Below are 25,958 nucleotides of genomic sequence, written 5' to 3'. Positions count from 1 at the left end.
ACGGTCATGTATTCGAGTCTGCAAACAGGTCGGCTGGCGACAAGATGGAGAGTATATTCCAGCCAAGACCTCCAACAGAATGATGATTGTTGTAAATCTGTTGTAAAAATTGTTGTAAAACCATTAGAAATGGTTTTAAAGTAAGGCGAAGAGGAACTTGAAAAGGCGCTAATATCACGTTTCTTTATAGTCTTTGATAATTAAATACAATGCAAACCCCACTTTGAGAAGTGGTGGTTTAAAACTTTCTAAGACCATACGGCAAAGGCGGCTGTTATTTTAATAATTTTAACAAAACTAGTTTCCATTGGAAGCTAGTTTTTTCATTATAAATTCGAAGGGGGCGGACATCATTCTCAAACGATTGGTGGTCACGGGTTATAAACCCCATGAACTCGGCATTTTTGACGACAAGCATCCAGGCGTCCGATTTATAAAAAAAGCATTAGAAAAACGGCTCGTAGCCTTACTGGATGACGGGTTGGAGTGGGTAATTACAAGCGGCCAACTAGGAATTGAAACATGGGCGGCAGAGGTAGTGATTGACCTAAAAAAAGAATATACGGATTTGAAATATGCCATTATTACTCCTTTCACAGACCAAGAGAAAAATTGGAACGATATGAAAAAGGAAAAGTATCATTCAATTATCACAAGGGCCGATTATCATACAAGTCTTACGAAAAGACCCTATGAAGCTCCTTGGCAATTTATTGAAAAAGATAAGTTTTTTATGCGCAATTCTGATGGAATGCTCATTGTCTACGATGAGGAAAATGATGGATCTCCCAGATTCGTTAAAAAGTCTGCCGAAAAGCATGCGGAACGCTCCGACTATCAAGTTCTAACAATTTCTGCAGACGACTTACAAGTGATTGCGGAAGAAGAGCAAATGGATGAATGGCAATAAGTTTCCCAATTCCTTGACACTTCCGCAGCTACATGGTATGATTTCTTCATTAACAAAAAGGTAATGCTAAGATTTGAATATCTGGCATTCTACGTACTGTTTTTGAGAATACTTATTCACACTGGCGCGACTAAAGGGTCGCAAGGACATAAAAGTAGGCAGGGTTTATGTTGCTTAAGTTAGAAAGCACCCAGTGGAACAATGACCGCGGCTCTGAAAGCTTATCCTTTCTATGGAAATTATTCCCCGAAATATCGGGATGAAAAATTAAATTCAAAAATATAGTGTTACCTGACAATACAAAGGGATGTCCTCAATCGAGGGCATCCCTTTTCCAATTTCATTTCTTTGTTGAGTTAAAATTGTGTTGATGTAAATCCCGTATTACAATTACAGGAAAAGGAAGGTGGTTTTGATTTGAATATTTACGCACATCGCGGTTCATCAGGAACACATCCAGAAAATACACTCGCAGCGTTCCGTGAAGCTGCCCGTCTTCCCATTTACGGAGTAGAATTCGACGTTCATTTGACGAAAGACGGTGAGCTGGTTGTCATTCATGATGAAACAATAGCTAGAACATCCGACAGCACAGGTTTCGTAAAAGATATGACACTTGCAGAGTTAAAGGCATTTGATTTTGGTAGCTGGTTTTCTGATGAATTTCAAGATGAAACCATTCCGTTATTACAAGAAGTGCTCGAAATTTTTTCCGAGACTTCCCACCATCTGAATATCGAACTAAAATCGGATATTTTTCCTTACGAGGGGATGGCGGAGAAAGCTGTTGCAATGGTTCAGAAAATGAAGCTCGATGCACGTACCGTTATTTCATCATTTGATCACGAAGCAGTTCAGACAGTAAAAAAAATTGCACCAAACATCGAAACTGCCGCTTTGTTCATGGAAGTGTTAGTCGATCCACTCAATTATTTACGAAATATTCCTGCTGATGCACTCCATATTTCATTACCATCAGCTGTCCGTCCATCTATGAGAAATGTGGTAGAAGACGGAGTCGCTGTTCGTGTTTTCACAGTTAATGAAGAAAAGTATGTAGAAACACTGAACAAAGTTGGTATTACCGGTATTTTCACGGATTATCCAGAAAAAATGATGATTTATTTGAATAGAAAAAGCTGAGCGCATTTAGCTCAGCTTTTTCTATTCAATCGAATTTCCATCAGAGTTGTCTTCTTTCGAATAAACGCTGTTATCATCTATGAGAAGATTGTTTCCATCCATAACAACATTGTCCTTACTTTATTCACACTAGTTAGCACACGCACTTATAAATCTTTCAAATATCCGTAAGGAAATAGCATCTCCAGTTACCGACAATGCTTCGGGATGCCATTGAACGCCGAATACGAATTGTTTGTCCGTACTTTCAATTGCCTCTATAATTCCATCGCTCGCCACACCGGTAACTTTGAAAAATGGCGGTACATCCTTTAACGATTGATGATGAAACGAATTCACCTGAATGCGTTCACTCCCCGCAATCGATTCAAGCAAACTTCCTTTTTCCACTTGAACATAATGGGAAAGATGCGTGTTGGGTGCCTTTTGCATATGCTGGAGAATTGGTCCGTCGTTTTGTTTATGAAGATCTTGATACACCGTTCCACCAACAGCAACGTTCAGCACTTGAAGTCCTCTACAAATACCTAGAATCGGTTTGCCCGTTTCTAGCATCCTACGCGTAAGTTCAAGCTCAATTGAATCCCTGCTTGGCGAAACTTCTCCGAGATGTGCATGTGGCTCCTCATTAAACAACATCGGATTGATGTCACTTCCCCCAGACAATAGAATACCATCAAGCATTGCGACCAGTTGAGCAACGTCCTCCTCTACCCCAACCGGAACAATCATCGGCAATCCACCAGCCCGAATAACGGCTTGCACATATGTGTTTTTTAATATACTTTTCCCGTCTTCCCCAACATCTGTCGTTATACCAATAACTGGTTTCATCCACTTATCCCCCTTATAACTAGTATATTCATACGCACGCGTATAGTCTGCACATGCCCTTCCCGCCTGTCTTCCGGAAAAAATACAGCCCCCAAGGATTGACCATGAGCACCGCAAAATCCTGAAATTTCACCTGCGACATAAAGACCCGAAATCGAATTCCCCGTCAGGTTACTAAATCAGTTTGTAGCCCACCAAGTGTCTTTCGATTGTCAATATGTAAACACAACGCAATCAACGGTCTTTTTGGTGAATTATGCAGTTTATATGGGGCTGCTACTCTAACAAGCTTGTCCGCCAAGAGAGGCTTTCGATTCCTGATCGAGCAGTAGCACTTTCCTACCGACAATTGTATGTTCTGAAGTCACAACTAATCCTGCCAAACCAGCACCAACAACAATGACATTATATTTCATCGCGCAGCGCTCCTCTTCAATTAAGCAGAAAGACTGTTAATAAATTCTTCAATTTCCGTTTGAGATTTGCGGTCTTTACTAACAAAGCGACCCGCTTCAACACCACTATGGAACGCGATAAAACTCGGGATTCCAAAAATATCAAGGTCTCCACATAGATCTATAAACTCATCACGGTCAACAAGGATGAAACTATATTCTGGGTAATCTGCTTCGATTCCAGGTAATAACGGCTCAATTACTCGGCAGTCAGAGCACCAATCTGCAGAAAACATGAACATTGTTCTCTCCTCATTTTTCAGTTTGTCGAATTGTTCCATTGATTGTAGTTTTTCCATTTGATTCACTCCTATTTTTTTGTTAACTAACACGAATTGATTATAACATTAACAAAGACACTATTTAATATCTTCTGTTAATTTTAATCATATATAACCTACGCCATTCACTTATTTAATACTCTACATGCACCATTTCCCAATATCAACAAAACCAATTCGTTTATAGATCGAATCCGAAGCGAGCTCACCATACTCGACTTTCATGGTGCAATATGAAAAGGACCTCGTCAACTTAATGACAAGATCCTTTTCATTAAGTTAATGGCTAGGAGAATCCTTATGAAGCGGCGGCGGAATGATCCACCCTTTGTCTTTATTCATTCTCAATAATTTTAAACCAAATAACATTTTATCAGCATGGAATTTCCCGAACATCATCGCAAGGTCTTCTCGCAAGCATTGTCCTAGCACTAGGCTACAAGACACGAGAGCTTGTCCAACGTTAATCGAGATGGCTCCGCTGATTTCAGGATCCATAAATCTTGCACCGACCGGAATATCTTCCGCTTTCGCTTTCGGTCGCTCTGGCAACGAAGGAGGCAATGCAATTCCATTCTCTTTTAAGATATTTTCAAGTTGTTTGTTTTCCGATTTCATCGTTTTTATTGCTTCTTTTAAAAGTTCAATGAGGTCATCGTCACCTGCATGATTAACAAATGCTTCATAAGCACTGATTAACCCATTATTCGCCCCAACAAATGACCACGATCCGAGTACTTCTCCGTAATGCAACGGTTCTTCTTTTGGATTACCACTTAAAATACCCAATTCATCTCTCCTTTTCTCTCCACTTGTGTAATGGCTTTCAACTGTATTATGTGAATGAAAAACATTTGTATACATAATTTTTCACCTTTAAGCTACATATGGCTCACAGTTATCAAGTAAGTTAAAATTCGATTTTGAATTGTTTTCCTGAAAAATGCACTCATGAATAAATCCATTTGGGGAATTCTATATAAATGGAATAAAAGGAGGTTTTTTCGTGCGTCACTGGTTTGTCTTACCAATGTATGTACTCGCATTGTCATTGCTATTTTTAACGGTGGTTTCAGCAAAAGAAGAGCCTACTCAAGAAATGATTCTAGAAGAACGAATGCGTCTATATTTACAGTTTGAAAACGTTACTGTTCCCTGGTATTATTTAGCGGCAGTTGATCAATTTGAACGCAACATCCAACAAGTTCGAAATGATATTCCGAAGAAAGAAGGGACCGTTGCCATTCAGTTTTCAGACGATTATTGGACAGGCCCACTTAACCCCGATAAAAAAGATACTTCTCTTGAATCGATAACCTATTCAGATGGAAATGGGCTTGATGGCAATGAAGATGGGAAAGCCAATATAAATGATGCAGAAGACGTCCTTTATACAATGGCAACTTATTTAAGCGGATACGGGCAAGCTGAAGAAGATTTTAAATTGGCTTTATTGGACTATTATCAGCGCGAAGACACGGTTAAACAAATTATTGCTATCGCAAAACTATATAAACACTTTGAAACATTGGACTTGGATGAACATGCCTTTCCTGTCCCAACCAATTACAATTACAGTTATCGTGGAACCTGGGGGGCAAGCAGAGGATGGGGTGGCAGAAGGATTCATGAGGGAACCGATTTATTCGCTGGATATGGTACCCCAGTTCGAGCCACATCTTACGGAGTTATCGAAATAATGGGGTGGAATGACTTTGGCGGTTGGCGGGTCGGCATTCGCGATGCCCATAATACGTACCATTATTTTGCCCATTTAGCTTATTTCAATAAAGATTTGAAAGAAGGAGACATCGTTGAACCAAGGACCATAATTGGTTCAGTGGGCAGCTCAGGTTATGGAAAAGCAGGGACATCCGGCCGATTCCCTCCACATCTCCACTACGGGATGTACAAATATAATGGACGAACAGAATGGGCTTTTGATCCGTATCCTTCGCTCAGAATTTGGGAAAGGCAAGACAAGCAAAAGTGAAGCAAGTAAAAAGCATCGGTTATAGTATAACGGGTTCGGTTGACGGGGAGAAAAGTGCTATTTGCAATGTAAATAACATACTAATCAGCATTAGTTTCAACAGCAAATTGACAATACAAATGGCAAGTAATAAGGGCTTAGATTTCTGAGCCTTTTTTTGACGTGTATTTTACCATCCTTATTATACTAAAGCACTCGATAATTAAGTAATTGGTTCTCATTAATTTTTCATTAAATAGATATAACCAACTCTTCTATCAACCTGAAAAGTTAAATCGTCTTGTGCACTGAGCAGAGAGGCAGGTGTTGATTCGGTAGAACTGTCGTCCATGAAATAAATGCCGTATCCATTATTCGCAGGGTATCCATATACATAACAAACCACTTTTCCATCCTTCATGAAAACCAATTGATTCATACCTTCACTTACTGTTTCACTGATTCTGCCCCACTTATAGCCGACGGTTTCATAGATGGCATCTTTGGATGTATATGGGTCAAACGAATACACGAGATCCCATTCGAATGGAGTCACGTCAGATAAATTCACCGACTCTGCGGATTCTTTAATGCTCAGCACTTCCTGTTTCAACAGGGTTTCATTCGCTTCCCGTAATTCTTTTTTAATTACTTTTACTAATAGAACGGCGAACAGTATTATGACAGCTATTATCAGCATTTTTTTCTTTGTCATACTGATTTTCCCCTCACTCCCAAAACTAATAAATTCTTCATTATTAACTTAAACGATTTCTTTTTGTAAAAGTTGCGCCACTAATTCAACTATTGGTCAGTTTGTCGAATAAAGAATAATTTCAATTATTTCACAATCTATATAGGTTAACGTAAAAACTCCAATATCCTACTAGAAATAAGTGTTACGAATTACTTTTAGCACATCAATTCGAAACCCTTTTGCCCTGGTTTTAACGGCATCGCATAAATTTATGCGGTAGTTTCAATTTGTGTGTGAATTGACGTGCCATTTCATTTGTTAAACCCGTTAAAGCATTGATATGACAACAAAAAAGGAGACGCCAATTCATATGTGAATTGTGTCCCCAATTAGACCGCTGTTTAATGTTTTCTCCACAACAACCGAACCCGTTAGTTATAGTACCGATGCTTTCTTTTTTGAATACGTTTAATAATTCAACTAAACTCGTTAGCTGAACAAAAAGAGTACTAACATTTTCATATATTAATCCAACATTAAAGTCCGCCACCAAAAAGTAAATGATGAAATCATAGGCGTGCCTATATACCAACCAAACTAAGACCCACCCGCTATTCCGAATAGTTCTGTAGTTTCTACAACAAAAGAATCAGTTATAATTATTTCGACTCGTATCTAAATCAAATCTCAATCTCCAATGTTTTAAACAAGAACGAATACATATCCGTCTGTTCTTCAATGATTTTAACTGTGGGTTTACCCAATCCATGACCAGCATTCTTTTCCACCCGCAGAAGAATTGGGTTACTTCCTTGTTGCACCGCCTGCAATGTCGCCGCAAATTTCGTCGCGTGCCAAGGGACGACACGGTCATCCGTATCAGCTGTCGTCACAAGTGTCGGTGGATACTCGATTCCTTTTTTGACATTATGAAGCGGAGAATACTTGTACATGAACTCGAAATGTTCCGGGTTTGTTTCAGCATTTCCGTAATCTGTCACCCAATAGCGTCCCACAGTAAATTTATGATAACGTAACATATCAGTGACAGGAACAAGACACAGTGCCGCCCCATAAAGATCTGGCCGCTGAGAAATGCATGTCGCAACGAGCAATCCCCCGTTACTCCCTCCCATAATGGCAAGTTTCTTGCTACTTGTATAGTTTTGTTCAATCAACCACTCTGCCGCGGCAATGAAGTCGTCAAAGACATTCTGCTTATGCCCCAAAGTCCCCGCTTTGTACCATTCCTCACCGAATTCCCCACCACCACGTAAATTCGCGACCGCAAACACACCGCCCGCCTCAATCCACATACGCTGTGATGGAGAAAAAGCTGGAGTCAAGCTAACATTAAAACCACCATAGCCATTCAACAAGACCGGATTATCACCCGTCAATTCCAACCCTTTTCGATGTGTTAGGAACATCGGAATACGCGTACCGTCTTTGGATGGATAAAACACTTGAGTGGTCTCAAAACCTTCCGCTTCAAATAACTCGGACGTATTAAATACAGTGTCCAATTCATCCTTTTCAAAATCATAGCGTGCAATGGTCGTCGGCACCAAGTAAGAAGTGTATCCTATGAACATCGTTGAAGCTGTTTTCTTACCGGTCACGCCAGACAATGAAATGTAATTAGGAAGAGACACTTCTTTTTGTAACTGTCCTTCCAAATCATAAATACTTAGTTTGTAATGGGCATTATGCAAATAGCAAACGACAAACTGCTCATTAATGATTTTTGCGAATGTAAGGACGTCTTCCTGTTCAGAAATAATATCAACCCAATGCTCTTTCTCCGGTTTATCCAGATGAACAGCAATGATTTTCTCCTTAGGAGCATCGTAATTTGTTATAAAGTAAAAGAGCTTTCCTTCATTTCCGATAAACGTATATTCGCCGTCATCGTCTGCCAATAAATGAACAAATCCCGCATCAGCTTGTTCATCACGATAATAGATACGACTTTTATTTTCTGTTCCTTTCCATACTGATAAAATCAAATAACGATAATCATCAGAGAGCATTGGATTAAAAGATAACTCTTTATTCTCATTGTCTTCGTACGTTAAAATGTCCTCTTCTTGGACTGTGCCAACCGTGTGCCAATAAACGCGATTATAGTTACTCTCATCTTCGGAATCTACCGTCCCGGGTTCAGGGAATCGATTATAATAAAACCCGCTTCCCTCTTCATTCCATGCAATACTGCTGAACTTACACCATTTGATAACGTCAGACTCGTCTTTGCCCGTCTGTAAATTACGGATTCGAATTTCCTGCCAATCACTTCCATTCAATGAAACGCCATAAGCCAAACGATTCCCATCTTTTGTGAATGCAAGATTCGTTATCGCTGCCGTACCTTCTTCATTCAACGTATTTGGATCGATAATGACCTCGAACTCATCCAACGCTAAATCTGTTGTACGATAAAAAATGGCTTGGTTTTGTAGTCCATTATTTTTATGAATATAGTAATAGTCCCCTTCTTTTTGTGGAACAGAGTATTTCGGATAATTCCAGGATTTTGTTAATTTCTCTCTAACTTCTTCCCGTTTTGGATACGCTGCTAGGTAATTTTGCGTCGCTTCATTTTTCTCGTCAATCCAAGTCCTCACCTCTAAAGTTTCCGGCTTTTCGAGCCAGCGAAAAGGATCTGCAACATCAGTACCATGATAGTTTTCAACAATCGTTTCCGTCTTTGTCATATTGCCCACCTCATAACCCCCTACAAATATCTATCGTCTATATTTTACCATATTGACAACTAAATTAAGTGATTATTCCAAACAAAAAGCCGCTAACCTAATTAAAGGTCGCGACTTTTATTTAGTTAATCCATCATACCTGCAATAATGTCATAAGAGCGCAAGCGTTCTTCATGACTGTATACTTGCGTATTGATAATTAATTCGTTCGCCCTTGTTTCTTGAATGAAACTTTCGAGCTTGCGTTTAACAGTTTCAGGACTGCCAACAATTGTTGTACGAGGATCCAGTGTTTGCTTAATAGACGCTCGTTGTTGTGGTGACCAAAACTCATCGATATTGTCGACTGGCGGTTTTAGTTGTGACGGCATCCCCGTAGTGATACCAAGGAATTGAAGTTGCTGTGAAGTCGCCAACCATTGCGCTTTTTCGTCCGTCTCCGCTGCGATAACATTGATACCAAGCATTGCATATGGTTCCTTCAAAAACTTGGATGGCTTAAAGTTTTGATGGTACAACTGTAATGCTTGTAAAGTATAGGCCGGTGCAAAATGACTTGCGAAAGAAAATGGCATGCCTTTTGCTGCTGCAAGTTGTGCACTAAAGCCGCTCGAACCGAGAAGCCAGATAGGTATATCAAGTCCTTCACCTGGAAAAGCGCGAACACGAGCAGATCTATCGGTTTCAAAATAAGCTTGAAGTTCAGCTAATTGTTCTGGGAAATCGTCCCCAGTGCTTTGTAATGTGCGACGCAGTGCATAAGCAGTGGCTTGGTCAGAACCTGGCGCACGTCCAAGGCCCAAATCGATTCGTCCTGGATAGATTGATTCGAGTGTACCGAACTGCTCAGCAATAACAAGTGGGGCATGGTTCGGTAACATAATACCGCCCGAACCGACGCGGATCCGTTTTGTCGCACCGGCAATATGACCGATGAGTACTGACGTTGCAGAACTTCCAATGCCCGGCATGTTGTGATGTTCAGCAAGCCAATAGCGATTGAATCCCAATTCCTCAACATGTTGTGCCAATTCCGCACTATTTTTGAAGGATTGCGTTGCATTGCTACCTTCATTTATTGGAGAAAGGTCCAATACGGAAAGAGGAATCGAATTGAACTTTTTTATTTTATCAGTAACCAAATCTACTCACTCCTTATTTTGTACTCTTATGAAAGAATACCGTTCCTAGCCAGATTCCTCTAGCAATTGGTCTTATTAAAACGTGTTTTCAAGTAAAATGGTGCTTGACATTCGTTTTTCATTTGATATGATTAGTTCTAATTCCATAATAAATCTAACTATTTTGATGGAGACACACTTTATCTACTGAAATCTCAAGAGAGCTGATGGATGGTGCAAATCAGTGATTTCGCAGTAAAGTAGCACTCCGGAATAGATAAACTGAAACGTTTAGTAGGTTTATCCGTCACATGCGCGTTAAGCATGCTAACCAAGACTGTCTATTTTTTCTGACAGTAAAAAGGGTGGTACCGCGTGAGTATTTCAGCTTTTCGCCCCTTACATTTATTTGTAAGGGGAGGAAGGCTTTTTTTTATCCCAAAAATTGAGAGGAGAATGAAAATGTTACAAGATCAAATGCTACTAAGAATCCCGGGACCGAGCCCCATCCCGCCGAGTGTACAACGAGCGATGAGCCAACCAATGATTGGCCACCGAGGACAAGAGACATCGAATATGCTTAGAAATATAGCGCCGGGTCTGCAACGGATTTTCGGTACGACACAAGACGTCGCTATTTTAACAGGTAGCGGAACAGCTGGTTTGGAAGCCGCAGTTGTAAATATTGTGAATCCTGGCGATGAGGTATTAATCATTGTAACGGGTGCATTCGGGGAGCGTTTTTCAAAAATTTGTGAAGCTTACAATATCACAGTTCACTGCTTAAATGTCGAATGGGGACAAGCATTAAATCCCCAAGAGATTAAACGTTATGTACAAAATCACCTGGAAATTAAAGCTGTTTTTTCTACATATTGCGAGACTTCAACAGGTGTATTGAATCCTATAAAAGAGTTAGCACAAGCAGTTCGTGAAGTGTCAGATGCTTTAATCGTCGTCGATGGCGTTTCCTGTGTTGGTGGTGTTGAGACGAAAATGGATGATTGGGGAATCGATGTCCTAGTGACTGGTTCTCAAAAAGCATTTATGCTACCAGCAGGACTAGCTTTCATCGCAGCGAGTGAACGCGCATGGACGATCATCGAGAATAATCCACACCCCCGCTACTATATGGATTTAATACGATATCGCGATAACTTGTTAAAAGATACAACCCCTTTCACACCCGCACTATCATTGTTATTCGGCTTGGAACAAGTTCTTCAGCTGATCGATAAAGAAGGAGTCGAACAAGTAAATGCACGCCATATTTTGATGATGAAGATGACGCGCGCCGCTTTCCAAGCATTAGGAATTCCTTTATTAACAAGTGATAAAGATGCCTCTCCTACGGTCACAGCGGTAAAACCGGAAGATTTCGATGCAGAAGCGTTTAGAAAAGTGATTAAACAAGAGTTCGGCTTAATAGTAGCAGGCGGTCAACAGCATTTAAGCGGCAAAATATTCCGCATAGGCCATATGGGATACTGTTCCCCGGTAGATGTCCTTCAAACGATTAGTGCGATGGAAATCGGCTTACTCAAAATCGGCAAAGAAATTGAATTAGGAAAAGGCACTGCAGCTGCACAACAAGTCTACTTAAACAAAGGAGTGTTGGTCTAATTGACTTTTAATATACTAATAAGCGACCCATTAAGTGAAGATGGTATTTTCCCATTAAGACAAGCAGAGGGCTTGAATATCGTCGTTGACACTACTTGCACACCCGCTGAATTAGCCGAGAAAATCCACGACTTCGATGCCTTGCTTGTTCGCAGTCAAACACAAGTAACACGCGAAATTATTGAAAAAGCAACGAAGCTAAAAATCATTGGACGTGCTGGTGTCGGTGTCGACAATATCGATTTAGACGCTGCGACTGAATACGGAATTATCGTTGTCAATGCTCCGGATGGCAACACGAACTCCGCTGCAGAACATACAATTGCTATGCTGATGTCCCTTGCACGCAAAATTCCACAAGCATTCAATTCATTGAAAAATCAGCAATGGGACCGCAAATCATTCATTGGCGTTGAATTAAAAAATAAAACACTTGGTGTAGTAGGTCTTGGTCGTATCGGTGCGGAAGTTGCGGCAAGAGCAAAAGGACAACGAATGAATGTCATTGCCTATGATCCTTTCCTAACAGAAGAAAAAGCGAAGAAAATGGGTATTACTGCAGGAACTGTTGAAGAAGTACTGAGAGCAGCAGACTTTATTACTGTCCATACCCCACTGTTGAAGGAAACACGACATATGATCAATAAAGAAGCCTTTAATTTGATGAAAGATGGCGTTCAAATCATTAACTGTGCACGAGGCGGTATTATCGACGAAGATGCATTATATGATGCAATTGTATCGAAGAAAGTCGCTGGAGCCGCACTCGATGTTTTTGAAACAGAACCATTTGTTGGGCATAAACTTTTGACACTTCCTGAAGTTATCGCGACTCCACACTTAGGTGCAAGTACAATTGAAGCGCAAGAAAGCGTTGCAATTGATGTTAGCCGAGATGTTGTCACTTTCTTAAACGGCGGTGCGGTGCAAAACCCAGTTAATCTTCCTTCTGTCTCAAAAGAAGCGCTAGCTAAAGTTGAGCCGTTCTTTGACTTAGTAGAAAAGTTAGGTGTATTCCTATCCAATTTAGCAGAGGGCGTTATCGAGGAAGTAAATATTTATTATTCAGGCCAACTTGCGGAATCTGATGTCCGTCCTTTAACACGTAACACACTGAAAGGCCTATTGAAACGCAATCTTGGAAACCATGTCAATGATGTTAACGCTAAGTTTTTGGCGGACCGTATCGGCATTAAGGTTAATGAAAATAAAACATCTACATCAAAAGGTTTTTCCAATTTAGTGACTGTTGAAATATCGACAACAAAAGGATTAAGACGTGTTGCTGGAACTTTACTGAACGGTTTGGGTGCACGTATTGTCAAAGTCGATGATAACCTTGTCGACGTAAAACCTGATGGCCATTTACTGTTCATTAAACATAAAGACCAACCGGGTGCGATTGGGCGAGTTGGAACATTACTAGCAATCGAAAACATCAATATCGCAACGATGCAAGTTGGCCGCTCCACTGTTGGCGGCAATGCAATCATGATGCTGTCTGTTGATAATCATGTTGAGAAGGCCAACGTTGAGCGTTTGAAAGAGCTTGAAGATATCTTTGATGTTATTGCAATTGATTTGTAAGTGCAGTTCTAATTTCTTTCAATATTTATATAGTCGGCACTTAACAAATGGGGTGTTCTTCCAACACCGCTTTGTCGCTTGGTGATGGCCTTACGCTAGATTTGTTCGTTATACTTGTGAAATATACCGCCTAGTCAATTCCGAATAAATTGTGCCGAATATATAGTCACTAAACAAATGGATAGAGTCATCAGACAAAATCTGATGACTCTATCCATTCTTCTTTTTTAGAAATAGGGATTGAACAAATAAAGTTTCAAACCCTCAAAATTACTAAGTCCTTTTTTCATCTATACCAGTACCTAGTTCCCTGCCAATGAAATTAATAAAAAATAGATAAATTGGATAACTAATTAGTTGTGCAATAATAATAAGTCCAGAAACAGGAGCAGGTTTATCTCCCGGATAAGTAATAGGAAATAGAATTGCAAAGATAGCGATAAAGAGAATTAAATAGGGAAACCAAAGAATGACCGTCCAGTAGCTCGCTTTTCTACCTTCCAACCAGTTGCTAATAAAAAAGTAGAACAAAAATAGTGTTAAAAAAAATCCAACAAAATGAATAGCACCAATTACTATTTCTATTGTATTCACTTGCCATCCAGTTAGCCGCCAAATCCGATAGAAATTGACTTGAAGTTCAATGGAAATAAACAAAGAAAAGGCATATATCGCGCTGACTGTATTTAGCTTCAAAAAGAACTTCATTGTCTAAAAACCTCCATCATTTTAAGATGCTTTTGAATGTCTTACCCCCTATTTTAATAGCTTATCGATGATTTCAGTTATCCCCTAAAAACTAACCAATCTAGTTAATAAAAATGCCATCCACTGTAGATTACTTATTTCTATTAAAAGGCGCCCTTTCAGGCATTTTGGATTCGATAAACTTGATATTTTTTTCATTTACTATGCCCGCAAGGTATTCCATTCCATTTTGTTCAGAACTAAAAACCAATATTTTAATTCATCTCAGAAGGATTGAAAACCATTTGATTTCACCATCTCGGTTTAGCTAGCAAACAAACAAATAATTAACAACCTCCATTGTTTAAGAAATAACCAACGTTGGCCCCTTTCTAGTGGTAGCCGAAGCGATAAGATCGGCAGTGGTTTCTGGCTAGTATATCGCGGGAGGCATCCATAAAGCGCCGCAGCGGATTCTATAGGTTTCTTTATTTCAACATAAATAGAATTAATGAATTTCTTTAACCTTAATATTAACGAGTCTAACCAACGGAATAACCAGTAATAAAATACCGATAACCAAAAGACTAGTGGATATAATTATCAAACCGTTAGTTGGGGAATTAGACACGAAACCACTTAACATCAAGAATAAAATGCCAACAGAAGCTAGGAAATATGTGAACATCTTATGGTTACGTTTGAGTAAAACATACCCCATAATGAGTATGAGATATGTAACACTTAACAACATTAGCAAAGGAAATACATGTGCAAACTTAGCGGCATAGATAAAATAGTCAATCGGGAGTATTTCGCTTGCGTTCTCCACTTGTCCATTCACTAATCCAGAAAAAATAGCGGTATGTTTCCATTCCCATGAATGCTCTATTAGTGCGCTACCTTCATACCATGCTGCCCCAGTAGAAAATATCAAAAGTATTGAAGCTAAAACCAATTGAATGAAAACCTTAAAAGACATTTTCTCCACCTCAACTATAACTTTCATAGGACCTACAATGATTTCTAACTAGCAACTATTTTTTTCCGCATTAAAATATAAATGTACAGATAGCGAAAACTGGCGAAACCAAACGATAGAATATACTTGGATATATAAGTAAATATATACTTAAAAGTAAATAACTTACTTATTGTACAACCTGCTCCTTGTGCAACTCTTCAAGAACCGGATATAACTTTTCTAAATGATCAATTTCATAAGTCGGGACAACTTCTTCACTTGGTAGTTTGTCCTCTCGGTTAATCCAGACAGAACGCATTCCCACACGTGAGGCGCCTAAGATATCCGTCATTAGATTGTCGCCTACCATTATTGCTTCATCTGCAGTTACACCACTTTCAGCAAGCACATGTTGAAAAATGGATGCGTCAGGCTTCCCTATTCCGAATGCACCTGAGATGATGATTTGGTCAAAATATGGGACAAGTTCGGATGTAATTTCAAGCTTCGTGTGTTGTAAACTTGGTGAGCCATTTGTTAATAGTACAAGCTTGTATGTATCTTTCAGATGGTCCAGCACTTTGAATGTTTCTTCATATAGGTAGGGATGCTTTTTACGTTCCTGTGGGAATAGTTCTGCTAACATGCTGGCAAGCTCTTCATCATTTATGCCGATTCGCTGAAGTCCTTTTGTCCATGCTTCCTTACGATAGCTAGGAACTATTTCTTTCATCTTTATGAAGGAAGCTCCTTCGTCCTCAAATGTCCCCCAGAGGCCTTCGAATGGGTTAATACCAATCATCTGCGTATATTCATAGGTATCATAAGATTCATAAAGCTTTCTCGCTTCCACTCTGACTTTCTCTTCAAGTTCAGCCACATCGAGTTCATGTACTTGTGCCGCGTATTCACATGTTTTTCTGAATGCCATTTCCACGCTCTTTTTATCCCATAACAGTGTATCATCCAAATCAAAAATAATCGCTTTTATCATAAGAAATCATCCCCTATCTGCTTTATAAACTAGTATACATGATTTCAGACTAGTTTAATGATTAAAGAAAAAACCGCTCCGCATTTCTAATCGGAGCGGCTATTCTTCAATAAATTTCTCTGTACCAGAAGCGTTGCTGTGCAATTGCTTTTACAAAATCATTATCAAAATCGGGATTATCCGTCGCGAATACAATTCCAGGTCCCGCCTTCGCATTTGATAATTCAAAGAAAGGAACGCCTGTCGATGCAAATCCAATCGGTTTATAATGCTTGAACGATTCATTAATAAAATATTGGATATTGGAATTGAACTTCGCCTGATTTTCAGCAGTTCCACCAACAACATATAAGCTGTCAAATAAAACCGGATCCATTGTCAGGAATGTTGCATTGACGATCACATTAAGACCATCCGCCCCTCTAACTGTGCCTAGTTTTTCACCAACGATATCCACAGTAACGCCATATTTCCTTAACGTCTTGACAGCTCTTTTCACTTCTGCACCATTAAAGTCATTGCCAATCAGCACGCCGACTTTCAACGTGTAAGGGACTCTCGTCGTATTTTCCTGACTGAGTGCTGGTGATGATGCCCTGACATTTACTTGCTTGCCAGTAGGACGATTCACTCCGACGCCGTCCGCCACCATGTCTGCCATTGCTTTATCAACATGAACGAACATATCGACGACCTGCTGTCTGACGTCACGGCTTTGTACTTTTCCAACTTCAAAGATGAAGGCGTCAATGATATGCTGCTTTTCTGGTGGCGACATACTGTTCCAAAAAAGCCTTGCCTGTGAAAAGAAATCTTTGAACGAATCACTTCTCGCTTGTATGATACGCCCTTCCACTTTTTCTGCATAATGGACGAATCCACCCTCTTTTGCAGATGAAGTGGACGGCGTATTATCCGCAAGCGAGTTTTTATGGTAACTTACCTGACCAACATCGATTCTCTGACGACTATAGCCATTTCGCTGATTATTATGGAATGGACAGACGGCACGGTTGATTGGAATTTCAGTAAAATTCGGCCCCCCAAGGCGAATGAGTTGTGTATCTAAATAAGAAAACAATCTCCCTTGTAGGAGTGGGTCATTTGTAAAATCAATTCCAGGTACGACATTACCTGGGTGGAACGCAACTTGCTCTGTTTCCGCGAATACATTATCAACATTTCGATTAAGTGTCATCTTGCCGAATACTTTAACAGGCACAATTTCTTCCGGCCAAAGTTTCGTAGCATCGAGTACATCGAAATCGAACATGAATTCATCTTTTTCATCAATCATTTGTACGCCAAGTTCATACTCCGCAAAATTACCTTGTTCAATTGACTCCCATAAATCCCGTCGTTGGAAGTCTGGGTCTTTTCCTGAAATTTTCTGCGCCTCATCCCATACAAGCGAATGTAAGCCAAGTGCTGGTTTCCAGTGGAACTTTACAAAACGTGCTTTGCCATGTTCATTGACGAATCTGAATGTATGGACTCCAAATCCTTCCATCATTCGCCAACTCCTCGGAATCGCTCGATCTGACATCAACCACATGACCATATGCGCCGATTCTTGGTTGTTAGCTACGAAATCCCAAAACGTATCATGTGCAGAGGCAGCTTGCGGCATCTCATTATGCGGTTCTGGCTGTATCGCGTGGACAAGATCCGGGAACTTAATGCCATCCTGGATGAAAAAGACGGGAATATTGTTACCCACAAGATCGTAGTTTCCTTCCTCCGTATAAAACTTAACAGCAAATCCTCGTACATCCCTTACAGTATCTGCCGAACCTTTGCTTCCTACAACATTTGAAAACCTCGTAAAAACAGGAGTTTTCGATCCAGGCTCCTGCAAAAATCCTGCTTTTGTAAATTCCCTCATTGATTCATACAATTCGAAAACCCCGTGCGCCGCATATCCTCTAGCGTGTACAACCCGTTCCGGTATCCTCTCATGGTCAAAATGGGTTATTTTCTCACGAAAATGGAAATCCTCCATTAATGTCGGACCACGAACACCCGCTTTCAATGATTCCTCGTCATTCGAAACTTTCAGTGCTTGATTCGTCGTCATTTTAGTGCCTTCATTATTCACACGGAATTGTTCCAACTGTTTATCTTTACTATTTTCATCTATGACATGTTTATGATTTGGTGATGATTTATCCACGCAATCCCCTTCCGTCATGCATTTAGTGATTACCTGATTAGTGTCCTAGGCGCTTCCCTACTATATGCATATGCAGGACTTCCCGAAACGGATACAATAAAGGATAGCACCTTGGAAGGGGCTACCCTTTTCTGCATGTAATGAGAGATGGAACAGTTATGCCTTTAATCTATCTTTGACTTCAACTACCCAACCAAATGGATCTTCCACTTTACCGGTTTGAATACCAGTTAGTGTCTCATACAGTTTTTTAGATAATTCACCGGTTTCATTATTATTAACGATCATTATGTCATCGCCCCAATTAAGTTCTCCAATTGGAGAAACAACTGCCGCCGTTCCTGTTCCGAAAGCTTCTTCTAAAGTTCCTGCCTGATGTGCCGAACGAAGTTCTTCCATTGATACTTTACGTTCAACAACTGGAATGTCCCAATGTCTCAGTAATTGAAGAATTGATTTTCTAGTAATCCCGTCCAAAATACTACCATTTAAAACAGGGGTAATGACTTCCCCATTAATTTTGAAAAAGACGTTCATGCTTCCAACTTCTTCTATATACTTTCTTTCTACACCGTCGAGCCAAAGAACTTGCGAGTAACCTTTCTTGCTAGCTATTTCTTGTGCTCTTAGTCCAGATGCGTAATTACCAGCTGTTTTTGCTGTTCCTGTTCCACCTTCTACTGCACGCACATACTCATTTTCAACGAGAATTTTAACCGGATGAATTCCTTCTTTATAATACGACCCTACAGGAGATAGGATAATGATGAATTTATATTTCTTCGATGGTGAAACGCCAAGATAGGGTTCAGTCGCAACCATGAATGGTCTTATGTACAGGGATGTTCCTTCTGTTTCAGGAATCCAGTCTTTATCAACTGTTATTAATTTTTCTAAAGCTTCGATTGCAATTTCTTCATTAAAGGCCGGCATACATAAGCGGTCACTCGATCTGTTCATGCGACGCATGTTTTCTTCTGGACGGAATAACAGAACTTGCCCATCTTTGCCTACATAGGCTTTCAATCCTTCAAAAATTGTTTGTCCGTAGTGAAAAATAGTCGCTGCCGGATCGAGTTCAAGTGGCGCATATGGAACAATTCGATGATCTGTCCAGCCTTGCCCTTCACAATAATCAGCCATGAACATATGATCTGTAAATACTTTTCCAAATTCTAATTGATCGGATTGTGGTTTTTGTTTTTTTGATTCACTTAATGTGACTGTGATAGCATGGTTCGTCATGAGGTCTGCATCTCCCTATTTCTAATTTTCGGCCTTACTTATTTAACTATGCCCATAAATTATTTAGTTAAAAGGAATACCAAGATATGCCTAATTAGATAGCTTACACGGTATCCCTTCACCATAAACACTTTGCGGAAAATGTTTTCTAATAATATAGATTATATCAATTTCCTTGGAATTAAGCTATCTATTCTAGAAAAATAGTTGCGCTAAAAAGCAGTTAATGGGAGAGGATGATGTGACTTAAATTTGCAAGTTCAGGCTACAATAATGAAGGATAGGTAATTTCACTCGTAGAGGAGAAACAATATTGCCACAGCATTATTTTATAGGGATTAAGATCCCATCGACTTTTGAAGAACAGATCGTAGAATTTAAGAAGACATACAAACTAGATGCAGCTTATAAAGTGATTCCACATATAGAGGATTTACATGTTACATTGCTTTATTTAGGCACTATAGAGGAACAACACTTACTAATAATGAAGAAATGTCTTTCGGAAATTGCAGCTGACCATTCTTCATTCTCAATATATATAGACGGTTTGTCTTATTTCGGACCCTCTTCCAGCCCGCGGGTCGTCTATTTATCAGTTAGAGAATCCGCAGAATTACTACCTTTACAAAGAAAAATTGAATTCACTGTTGCAAAACAACTTGATATGCCTGTTTCAGAGCGATTCACTCCCCACGTTACAATCGCAAAAAAACGAAAAACGATGGATCAAGTCATGATTCAAAAAGAAAGTTTCACTGCGATTGAAGTGTCAGTTCATTCTTTTTCCCTATTTACTATACATATGGAAAAATCTCCAAAGTACGAGGCAATCGAAACGTTTCAGCTTCATTGATAGGAAACGCACTATATATAGGAATCACATTGAATTCGTCATGGCGCAAGGGATGCCTCCCGCCCTAAGCTAAGCAGTTTCATCGCCAATCTCAGGGCTTTTCACTGGACGCTGTATCCGCTTTCGCTCAGTTTCTACATGCATTCATTTGGTCAACATTTTTAGTTAAGTGAAATTTTGACTTTCACTTCATTGTCCGTGAGAAATTGACTCTATAGAAAATAATCGAGATAAACAGTAAAAGATGAAAAAAATCGAAATTACGTTTTCTGAACTTAAACCAAAACGACTAGTCATAAGATCATCCTGGATAAAGTGTTCGGCTGTTAATATCGTTACTAAAACGATATTATAGAGCATTCTTTTCAGAAGTATTTCACCTTGTTCCCACTCTTTACCTTGACTTCAACAAAAATGTTAGAATCTGCGCTAAACCCATCTCTTGACAAAATTAAATGCACTCTGTAGTATTATCTTGAATTCAAGATAAATAAATCACTAATTACTTTTGAGAGGGATGATCGATATGAACGTAAAAGGTATTCACCATCTAACTGCGATGACTGGAAGCGCAGCACATAACTTTAAGTTTTACACAGAAGTACTTGGTATGAGGCTAGTAAAAAAAACTGTGAATCAGGATGACACAACTGCTTATCATTTATTTTACGGAGATGAAAAAGGGAATCCGGGAACTGAACTTACATTCTTTGACTTCCCAAATGCTGGACCAAAAAGAGCAGGTGTCAGTAGTATTTCAAACTCATCGCTTCGTGTAGCGAGTGACGAAGCATTGAAATATTGGATTGAACGCTTTACTGAATTTGACGTTAAACATGCACCTATTTCAGAATTTGCTGGTCGCAATGTTATTTTCTTCGAAGATGCGGAAGGTCAGCAATTGACGCTCGTATCCGATGAAACAAATTCAATCGCTCCCACTGGAACGCCATGGGATAAGAGCCCAGTTCCAGTTGAGTATGGAATAACCGGGCTTGGTCCTGTTAGACTAACTGTTCGCACTCCTGAACCGACAATCGCAGCCCTCCAGATTCTTGGATTTACAGAGAAGAACCGCATTCCTGCATTAATTGAAGGACAAGACGACATCATCGTTATGGAAGTTGGAGAAGGCGGAACTGGTGCTGAAGTGTTCGTTGAACCACGTACTGATTTACCTGCTGAAGTTCAAGGAGTAGGTGGCGTTCACCATGTAGCTTTCCGTGTTGACGACGAAGAGGAACTGCATGCATGGATTGATAAAATTAACAGTACGCGCTTGCCAAACTCCGGTTTTGTAGAACGATTCTATTTCCGTTCGTTATATTTCCGTGAGCCAAATGGCATCTTATTCGAACTTGCAACTGACGGACCTGGATTCGCAACAGATGAGCCACTTGAAACATTGGGTGAGTCACTTGCACTTCCACCATTTTTGGAAGGTAAACGTGCAGCAATTGAAGCAAATATCAAACCATTGAATACGACAAGATAAAAGAGCTTCGTGCAAAGATATTGGCCGTCGTTAATACATCAATATCCCCACAGAAAGTAACTACCATTACAGGTAGTTACTTCTTTTTTATTTAAAACTTGTTTAAAGAGCTTATCAAAAAAATTTTACTTGGCTATTAGTTAGTTGAAACGAGAGATCCTCCAAAATTAAATTAGTTGATTGTTATGATAAATTACCCAGTAAATGATAAGATATAACGAAAGTGGGTTAAATTGTATTGATTATGATTCTGATAGTCATTGCGCCCCGAAAGATAGGGATGTTTATTACGAATTAGAACACATGGAGGATTTATGATAAAACTCACATTCTTATTAATATGTCCAACGATTATGATTTACTTAGGTTTAGTCGTATTCAAAAGCGTCCCTATTACTTTCATCCTATTCTATGGTTGGCTATTATTTGTTTCGATTCTATTACAGATCGGAAATAAAGGTCATCGATTGGACCGTAAAAAACACTTCAATCTCCAATCATTTTCAGTCGGGTTCATTAGTGGTCTTATTTGTTTAGGGGCGATTTACGGGACAGTTGCAGTATTACATAATTCAATTTTTGATCTTAATGAACTAAGGCAAGTTTTAGAAGAGTGGAATTTTACTGGAAGTACCCTTTTCTGGTTAATTATTTTCCTCATCTTCATCAATCCGGTTTTGGAAGAGCTATATTGGAGAGAAGTTATGTATAAGCGCCTTATTGAACGAGTAGGTGCGGCTCAAACGATTATAATTACATCATTTTTTTATAGTCTCTATCATCTAGTTTCTCTCTTTTCCATCTTCGCATTCCCTTTTAATTTCATCGCTGTTATTCCGGTATTTATAGCAGGCCTTATGTGGGGCTACTTCAGGTACAAATTGAATTCAATCAGCGCATCAATTATTAGTCATATCTTAGCTGATCTTGGAATCATGTTGGTTTTCTTGAACTATATTTTATAATAGGCATACCAATCTAATGTACTATATATGTTGAAATAAAGAATTCCATTAAACCCGCTTCAACGCTTCAGCCTTTTCGCAATTCGCATTGGAAATTCATCATATTACATTAAGATAAAAAGGCCGTTCCCTGCGGGATGGCCTCTCTTGTATAGACATCAGCATCCAATTACTCTAGGTGACAGACATCAATAGTTCATTTTTCTGTTTCAGCTACCTTTTTTACTCGTTGTAAAAATTCCACCACAACTTTGTCGGTGGAAAACAGTAAAAATAATTTCACAAACCACTTTAACGGACGATTCGTTGCGGTATATGTTAATGAGGTTTTATCGTCATTGAGCTTGACCAACTCGTAGCGCGCCGTAATATCAAACATATTAGCGAGTGTAAAACCAATCTTTAACTTTTTTTCATTTGGTGAATCGCTATATTCTAACGTTTCTACTTGGTACTCCATAACACGCTTTCCTTCTTTATATTTTTGTAAATATACACTTCCAACCATTCCATCTACTATTGTTATCGCTTTATTTTCAATGACTTGCGGCATGATTTTTTGCATATTTTCTAAAGGCCCATCAAAAAAACTCCATACTTGTTCAATTGGTGCATCAATCTCTATCTCCTTCGTCCATTGTTTCATTATTAAACCACCTCACAACAAATTGTTTACTTCTATTATATATTTCACTATACCATGCCAGGAGATTTAATAATTAAAAAGGAAAACAGTATAAGCGAATATATGTCGCCCATCTGCTTTCCTTGGTATCTATCGCACAGATTAACTTGGACTAAAGTACTTTACTTAAAAATGCTTTTGTCCGTTCATTTTTTGGGTTATTAAATACTTGTTCTGGTATACCTTCTTCGACAATAATTCCTTGATCCATGAATAACACCCGGTCTCCCATCTCTCTTGCAAAGCCCATTTCATGCGTAACAACGACCATTGTCATCCCTTCGATCGCAAGCTGTTTCATGACATCCAACACCTCTTTTACCATTTCTGGATCGAGTGCAGAAGTTGGTTCATCGAATAGCATGACTTTAGGTTGCATCGCTAATGCCCTTGCAATCGCAACACGTTGCATTTGACCACCAGATAACTGTTCGGGATAAGAATTCGCTTTATCAGCTAGCCCAACCTTCTTCAACAATTCGTGGGCTAGTTCTTCCGCATCTGCAGAATTCATTTTCCTGATTTTCCGCGGAGAAATGGTTATATTATCGATAACTCGCATATGTGGGAACAGGTTAAACTGTTGAAACACCATCCCCACATCTTTCCGAATTTCATTGATATCCGTTTTTGGATCATTTACTTTAACTCCGTCAATAAAGATTTGGCCAGCTGTAATGTCTTCCAACAAATTTATACAGCGTAAAAATGTACTTTTTCCGGAACCACTTGGGCCGATAACACAGATGACTTCTTTTTCTTTCACTTCATAATCGATTCCTTTTAACACTTCTAATTTCCCAAAAGACTTATAGAGACCGTCCACTTTAATCATTTGATCACCTTTCTACCTTAACGCCGAGTTGAGAACATTTTCTTTCTTTGTGTCGGAACATAGCTATTACTAAAGCGTTTTTCTACATACGAAATAATTTTACCGAAAACGAAAGTTAGGCACAAGTAAAGAATTGCAACCGTAAGATATGGCTCCCAAAACCTGAAACTAGCACCTGCAACTACTTTTCCTGCATACAATAAATCGTTTGCAGCGATAATCGTTACTAGCGACGAATCTTTTAGCAGCGCAATCAGTTCATTCCCAAGCGGTGGAACCATCCTTCTAAAAGCCTGCGGTAGAATAATATTCTTCATCGCTACATTTTTCGTCATTCCAAGAGACCTTGCCGCTTCCATTTGCCCTTTTTCAATTGACTGAATGCCTGCACGAATAATTTCTGCATTGTATGCAGCACTGTTTAAAACAAGTGCAAGCGCACCTGATACAAAATAACCTAATGAATGACCAAAAACCCCTGGAATAAGAGCTAAATGTATTAATAAAATTTGTACTAATAATGGCGTCCCACGAAAGAAGTCGACATAATACTTAGAAGGATAGTAAATCCACTTTTTCTTAGACAATTTCCCCATACCTACAAATAAGCCTAATACAAAGCCCCCTAAATAGCCTACCACAGTGAGTGCTAAAGTAACCCCAATTCCGCGAAAGAACAATTCACGATAATCCCAAATCATTCCCCATCTAATATCCAGGAAATCCAATTCAATCACTCCCATTTACTAACTTGGTGTAGTTGTATCGTTCCACAAAAAAACGATTACTCTACATCAAATCCTGTGATTTCCTTCAATTTCCCATTCTCTTTTATTATCTTGATGCCCTCATTCAACAGTTCAATGATTTCAGTGTTCCCTTTCTTAACCATTAAGCCATAATACTCCTTTTCAAAACTATCATCTTCGATTGTTTTAACTTTAACTTTAGGATTGTTTGCTTTGTAATCGATAATAACAGCATTGTCCCCAATCGCAGCGTCAGCATTGCCATTGATCATTTCACTAATTGCTAAAGGCATAGACTCTGGTGCAACAATTTTAGAACTCGTTTTTCCTAGAAGTTCCTTAATGACAGTATGCCCCGTCGTATTGATTTGGACGGAAACTCGTTTATCTTTCAAATCTTCAAATTTCTCAACTTTTGAATCTTCAGGCACAAGAATCAGTTGGTTCGCTATGAAATAGGGATCTGAGAAATCATACGATTCTTTTCGTTCATCAGTAATTGTGATAGATGATACCGCGAAGTCTACTTCCTCACCTGTTAATGCCGGAAAAAGAGGTTCCCAACCATAGTTTTTAAATTCAACTTCAAAGCCTGCAGCTTCTGCAATCGCTTTTACAATATCAATATCGATACCAACAATATTCCCTTTTTCATCCATGAACTCCATTGGTGCATACGTAGCATCCGTCCCGACTACCAATACCCTTTTTCCACTTTCTCCGTTTTTCGATGAACCAGAATCCTTCGTGCCTGTTCCACAAGCAAACAATAGAATACTAACACTCGCCAGCAGTAACCCCAATGATATGAAGCGCAATCCTTTCTTCATCGTCATTCCCCCCGTATGTTTTTGAGTTCATGTAGCACAAAGCGCCAGAGTTGTTAGAAAGTTCTGGATAGTAACTTTATTATATACGAGTCATCATGCCTACACAATAGAAAAAAAGACGATACCTAAGCACGAACGAC

Annotated in this window: 23 protein-coding genes, 1 pseudogene and 1 other annotated feature; of the genes and pseudogenes, 8 read left to right on the top strand and 16 right to left on the bottom strand. The window is 39.3% G+C overall.

Annotated features, from left to right (window positions below; translation table 11 throughout):
* The first annotated feature begins 352 nt into the window (after nt 1–352).
* Nucleotides 353–910, top strand: a complete 558-nt coding sequence (locus tag FQ087_RS00970; protein WP_149580695.1) for an SLOG family protein — start codon at nt 353–355, stop codon at nt 908–910.
* Between the two features lie 417 nt (nt 911–1,327).
* Nucleotides 1,328–2,053: a glycerophosphodiester phosphodiesterase gene (locus tag FQ087_RS00965; protein WP_149578705.1), complete on the top strand. Its 726-nt coding sequence runs from the start codon at nt 1,328–1,330 to the stop codon at nt 2,051–2,053.
* 129 nt (nt 2,054–2,182) lie between these two features.
* Here FQ087_RS00965 and FQ087_RS00960 read toward each other — a convergent pair whose 3' ends face one another.
* The 4 genes and pseudogenes from FQ087_RS00960 to FQ087_RS00940 form a co-directional block, all read right to left on the bottom strand.
* Complete coding sequence (locus FQ087_RS00960) at nt 2,183–2,887, bottom strand: gamma-glutamyl-gamma-aminobutyrate hydrolase family protein (protein ID WP_149580694.1); 705 nt, start codon at nt 2,885–2,887, stop codon at nt 2,183–2,185.
* A 287-nt stretch (nt 2,888–3,174) separates the two neighbouring features.
* A pseudogene (locus tag FQ087_RS00950) lies at nt 3,175–3,303 on the bottom strand (NAD(P)-binding protein); the annotation flags it as partial.
* A gap of 20 nt (nt 3,304–3,323) precedes the next feature.
* Nucleotides 3,324–3,641, bottom strand: coding sequence for a thioredoxin family protein (locus FQ087_RS00945; protein ID WP_149578703.1), 318 nt, complete (start codon nt 3,639–3,641; stop codon nt 3,324–3,326).
* Between the two features lie 261 nt (nt 3,642–3,902).
* Nucleotides 3,903–4,412, bottom strand: coding sequence for a DUF3231 family protein (locus tag FQ087_RS00940; protein WP_188006712.1), 510 nt, complete (start codon nt 4,410–4,412; stop codon nt 3,903–3,905).
* Nucleotides 4,413–4,629: 217 nt separating this feature from the next.
* Here FQ087_RS00940 and FQ087_RS00935 point away from each other — a divergent pair, with 217 nt between their 5' ends.
* Nucleotides 4,630–5,616, top strand: coding sequence for a M23 family metallopeptidase (locus FQ087_RS00935; protein WP_370456022.1), 987 nt, complete (start codon nt 4,630–4,632; stop codon nt 5,614–5,616).
* A 220-nt stretch (nt 5,617–5,836) separates the two neighbouring features.
* On the opposite strand, the gene FQ087_RS00930 is transcribed toward FQ087_RS00935, so the two are convergent.
* The 3 genes from FQ087_RS00930 to FQ087_RS00920 form a co-directional block, all read right to left on the bottom strand.
* Nucleotides 5,837–6,310 (bottom strand): hypothetical protein, encoded by a 474-nt coding sequence (locus FQ087_RS00930; RefSeq protein ID WP_149578701.1) that lies wholly within the window; start codon nt 6,308–6,310, stop codon nt 5,837–5,839.
* Between the two features lie 662 nt (nt 6,311–6,972).
* Nucleotides 6,973–9,009 (bottom strand): prolyl oligopeptidase family serine peptidase, encoded by a 2,037-nt coding sequence (locus FQ087_RS00925; RefSeq protein WP_149580692.1) that lies wholly within the window; start codon nt 9,007–9,009, stop codon nt 6,973–6,975.
* 125 nt (nt 9,010–9,134) lie between these two features.
* On the bottom strand, nt 9,135–10,151 hold the full coding sequence (locus tag FQ087_RS00920) for an LLM class flavin-dependent oxidoreductase (RefSeq protein WP_149578700.1): 1,017 nt from the start codon (nt 10,149–10,151) through the stop codon (nt 9,135–9,137).
* A gap of 154 nt (nt 10,152–10,305) precedes the next feature.
* Nucleotides 10,306–10,533, top strand: a binding site (T-box leader).
* A gap of 59 nt (nt 10,534–10,592) precedes the next feature.
* On the opposite strand from FQ087_RS00920, the gene FQ087_RS00915 reads away from it, so the two are divergent.
* Nucleotides 10,593–11,753 carry a pyridoxal-phosphate-dependent aminotransferase family protein gene (locus FQ087_RS00915; protein WP_149578699.1) on the top strand — a complete coding sequence of 387 codons (1,161 nt, stop codon included), beginning with the start codon at nt 10,593–10,595 and terminating at the stop codon, nt 11,751–11,753.
* A complete protein-coding gene (serA, locus tag FQ087_RS00910; protein ID WP_149578698.1) occupies nt 11,754–13,340 on the top strand; it encodes a phosphoglycerate dehydrogenase in 1,587 nt (528 codons plus the stop codon).
* Between the two features lie 273 nt (nt 13,341–13,613).
* Here serA and FQ087_RS00905 read toward each other — a convergent pair whose 3' ends face one another.
* The 5 genes from FQ087_RS00905 to FQ087_RS00885 all read right to left on the bottom strand — a co-directional run bounded on the left by FQ087_RS00905 (nt 13,614) and on the right by FQ087_RS00885 (nt 19,403).
* Nucleotides 13,614–14,048: a hypothetical protein gene (locus tag FQ087_RS00905; RefSeq protein ID WP_149578697.1), complete on the bottom strand. Its 435-nt coding sequence runs from the start codon at nt 14,046–14,048 to the stop codon at nt 13,614–13,616.
* 487 nt (nt 14,049–14,535) lie between these two features.
* Complete coding sequence (locus tag FQ087_RS00900; RefSeq protein WP_188006600.1) at nt 14,536–15,009, bottom strand: YjdJ family protein; 474 nt, start codon at nt 15,007–15,009, stop codon at nt 14,536–14,538.
* A 169-nt stretch (nt 15,010–15,178) separates the two neighbouring features.
* The gene (locus FQ087_RS00895) at nt 15,179–15,985 is read right to left on the bottom strand and encodes an HAD family hydrolase (protein WP_149578695.1); all 807 of its coding nucleotides are present in this window, start codon (nt 15,983–15,985) and stop codon (nt 15,179–15,181) included.
* A gap of 106 nt (nt 15,986–16,091) precedes the next feature.
* Nucleotides 16,092–18,176 carry a catalase gene (locus FQ087_RS00890; RefSeq protein WP_149578694.1) on the bottom strand — a complete coding sequence of 695 codons (2,085 nt, stop codon included), beginning with the start codon at nt 18,174–18,176 and terminating at the stop codon, nt 16,092–16,094.
* 138 nt (nt 18,177–18,314) lie between these two features.
* Complete coding sequence (locus FQ087_RS00885) at nt 18,315–19,403, bottom strand: branched-chain amino acid aminotransferase (RefSeq protein WP_149578693.1); 1,089 nt, start codon at nt 19,401–19,403, stop codon at nt 18,315–18,317.
* 313 nt (nt 19,404–19,716) lie between these two features.
* Here FQ087_RS00885 and thpR point away from each other — a divergent pair, with 313 nt between their 5' ends.
* From thpR to FQ087_RS00870, 3 genes are all read left to right on the top strand, one after another.
* Nucleotides 19,717–20,259 (top strand): RNA 2',3'-cyclic phosphodiesterase, encoded by a 543-nt coding sequence (gene thpR, locus FQ087_RS00880; protein WP_188006599.1) that lies wholly within the window; start codon nt 19,717–19,719, stop codon nt 20,257–20,259.
* 526 nt (nt 20,260–20,785) lie between these two features.
* A complete protein-coding gene (locus FQ087_RS00875; protein WP_149578691.1) occupies nt 20,786–21,754 on the top strand; it encodes a ring-cleaving dioxygenase in 969 nt (322 codons plus the stop codon).
* Between the two features lie 314 nt (nt 21,755–22,068).
* Complete coding sequence (locus FQ087_RS00870; RefSeq protein ID WP_149578690.1) at nt 22,069–22,719, top strand: CPBP family intramembrane glutamic endopeptidase; 651 nt, start codon at nt 22,069–22,071, stop codon at nt 22,717–22,719.
* A gap of 196 nt (nt 22,720–22,915) precedes the next feature.
* On the opposite strand, the gene FQ087_RS00865 is transcribed toward FQ087_RS00870, so the two are convergent.
* The 4 genes from FQ087_RS00865 to FQ087_RS00850 form a co-directional block, all read right to left on the bottom strand.
* Entirely contained in the window at nt 22,916–23,365 is a 450-nt protein-coding gene (locus tag FQ087_RS00865) for an SRPBCC family protein (RefSeq protein WP_149578689.1), read from the bottom strand.
* A 151-nt stretch (nt 23,366–23,516) separates the two neighbouring features.
* Nucleotides 23,517–24,239, bottom strand: coding sequence for an amino acid ABC transporter ATP-binding protein (locus FQ087_RS00860; protein ID WP_149578688.1), 723 nt, complete (start codon nt 24,237–24,239; stop codon nt 23,517–23,519).
* Between the two features lie 17 nt (nt 24,240–24,256).
* Nucleotides 24,257–24,967, bottom strand: coding sequence for an amino acid ABC transporter permease (locus FQ087_RS00855; RefSeq protein WP_149578687.1), 711 nt, complete (start codon nt 24,965–24,967; stop codon nt 24,257–24,259).
* A 56-nt stretch (nt 24,968–25,023) separates the two neighbouring features.
* Complete coding sequence (locus FQ087_RS00850) at nt 25,024–25,818, bottom strand: basic amino acid ABC transporter substrate-binding protein (RefSeq protein ID WP_149578686.1); 795 nt, start codon at nt 25,816–25,818, stop codon at nt 25,024–25,026.
* Between the last annotated feature and the right edge of the window lie 140 nt (nt 25,819–25,958).

Source organism: Sporosarcina sp. ANT_H38 (assembly GCF_008369195.1).
Lineage (GTDB): Bacteria > Bacillota > Bacilli > Bacillales_A > Planococcaceae > Sporosarcina.
Note: the sequence above shows the minus strand (reverse complement) of the source record. Positions and strands in the feature narration are given on the sequence as shown.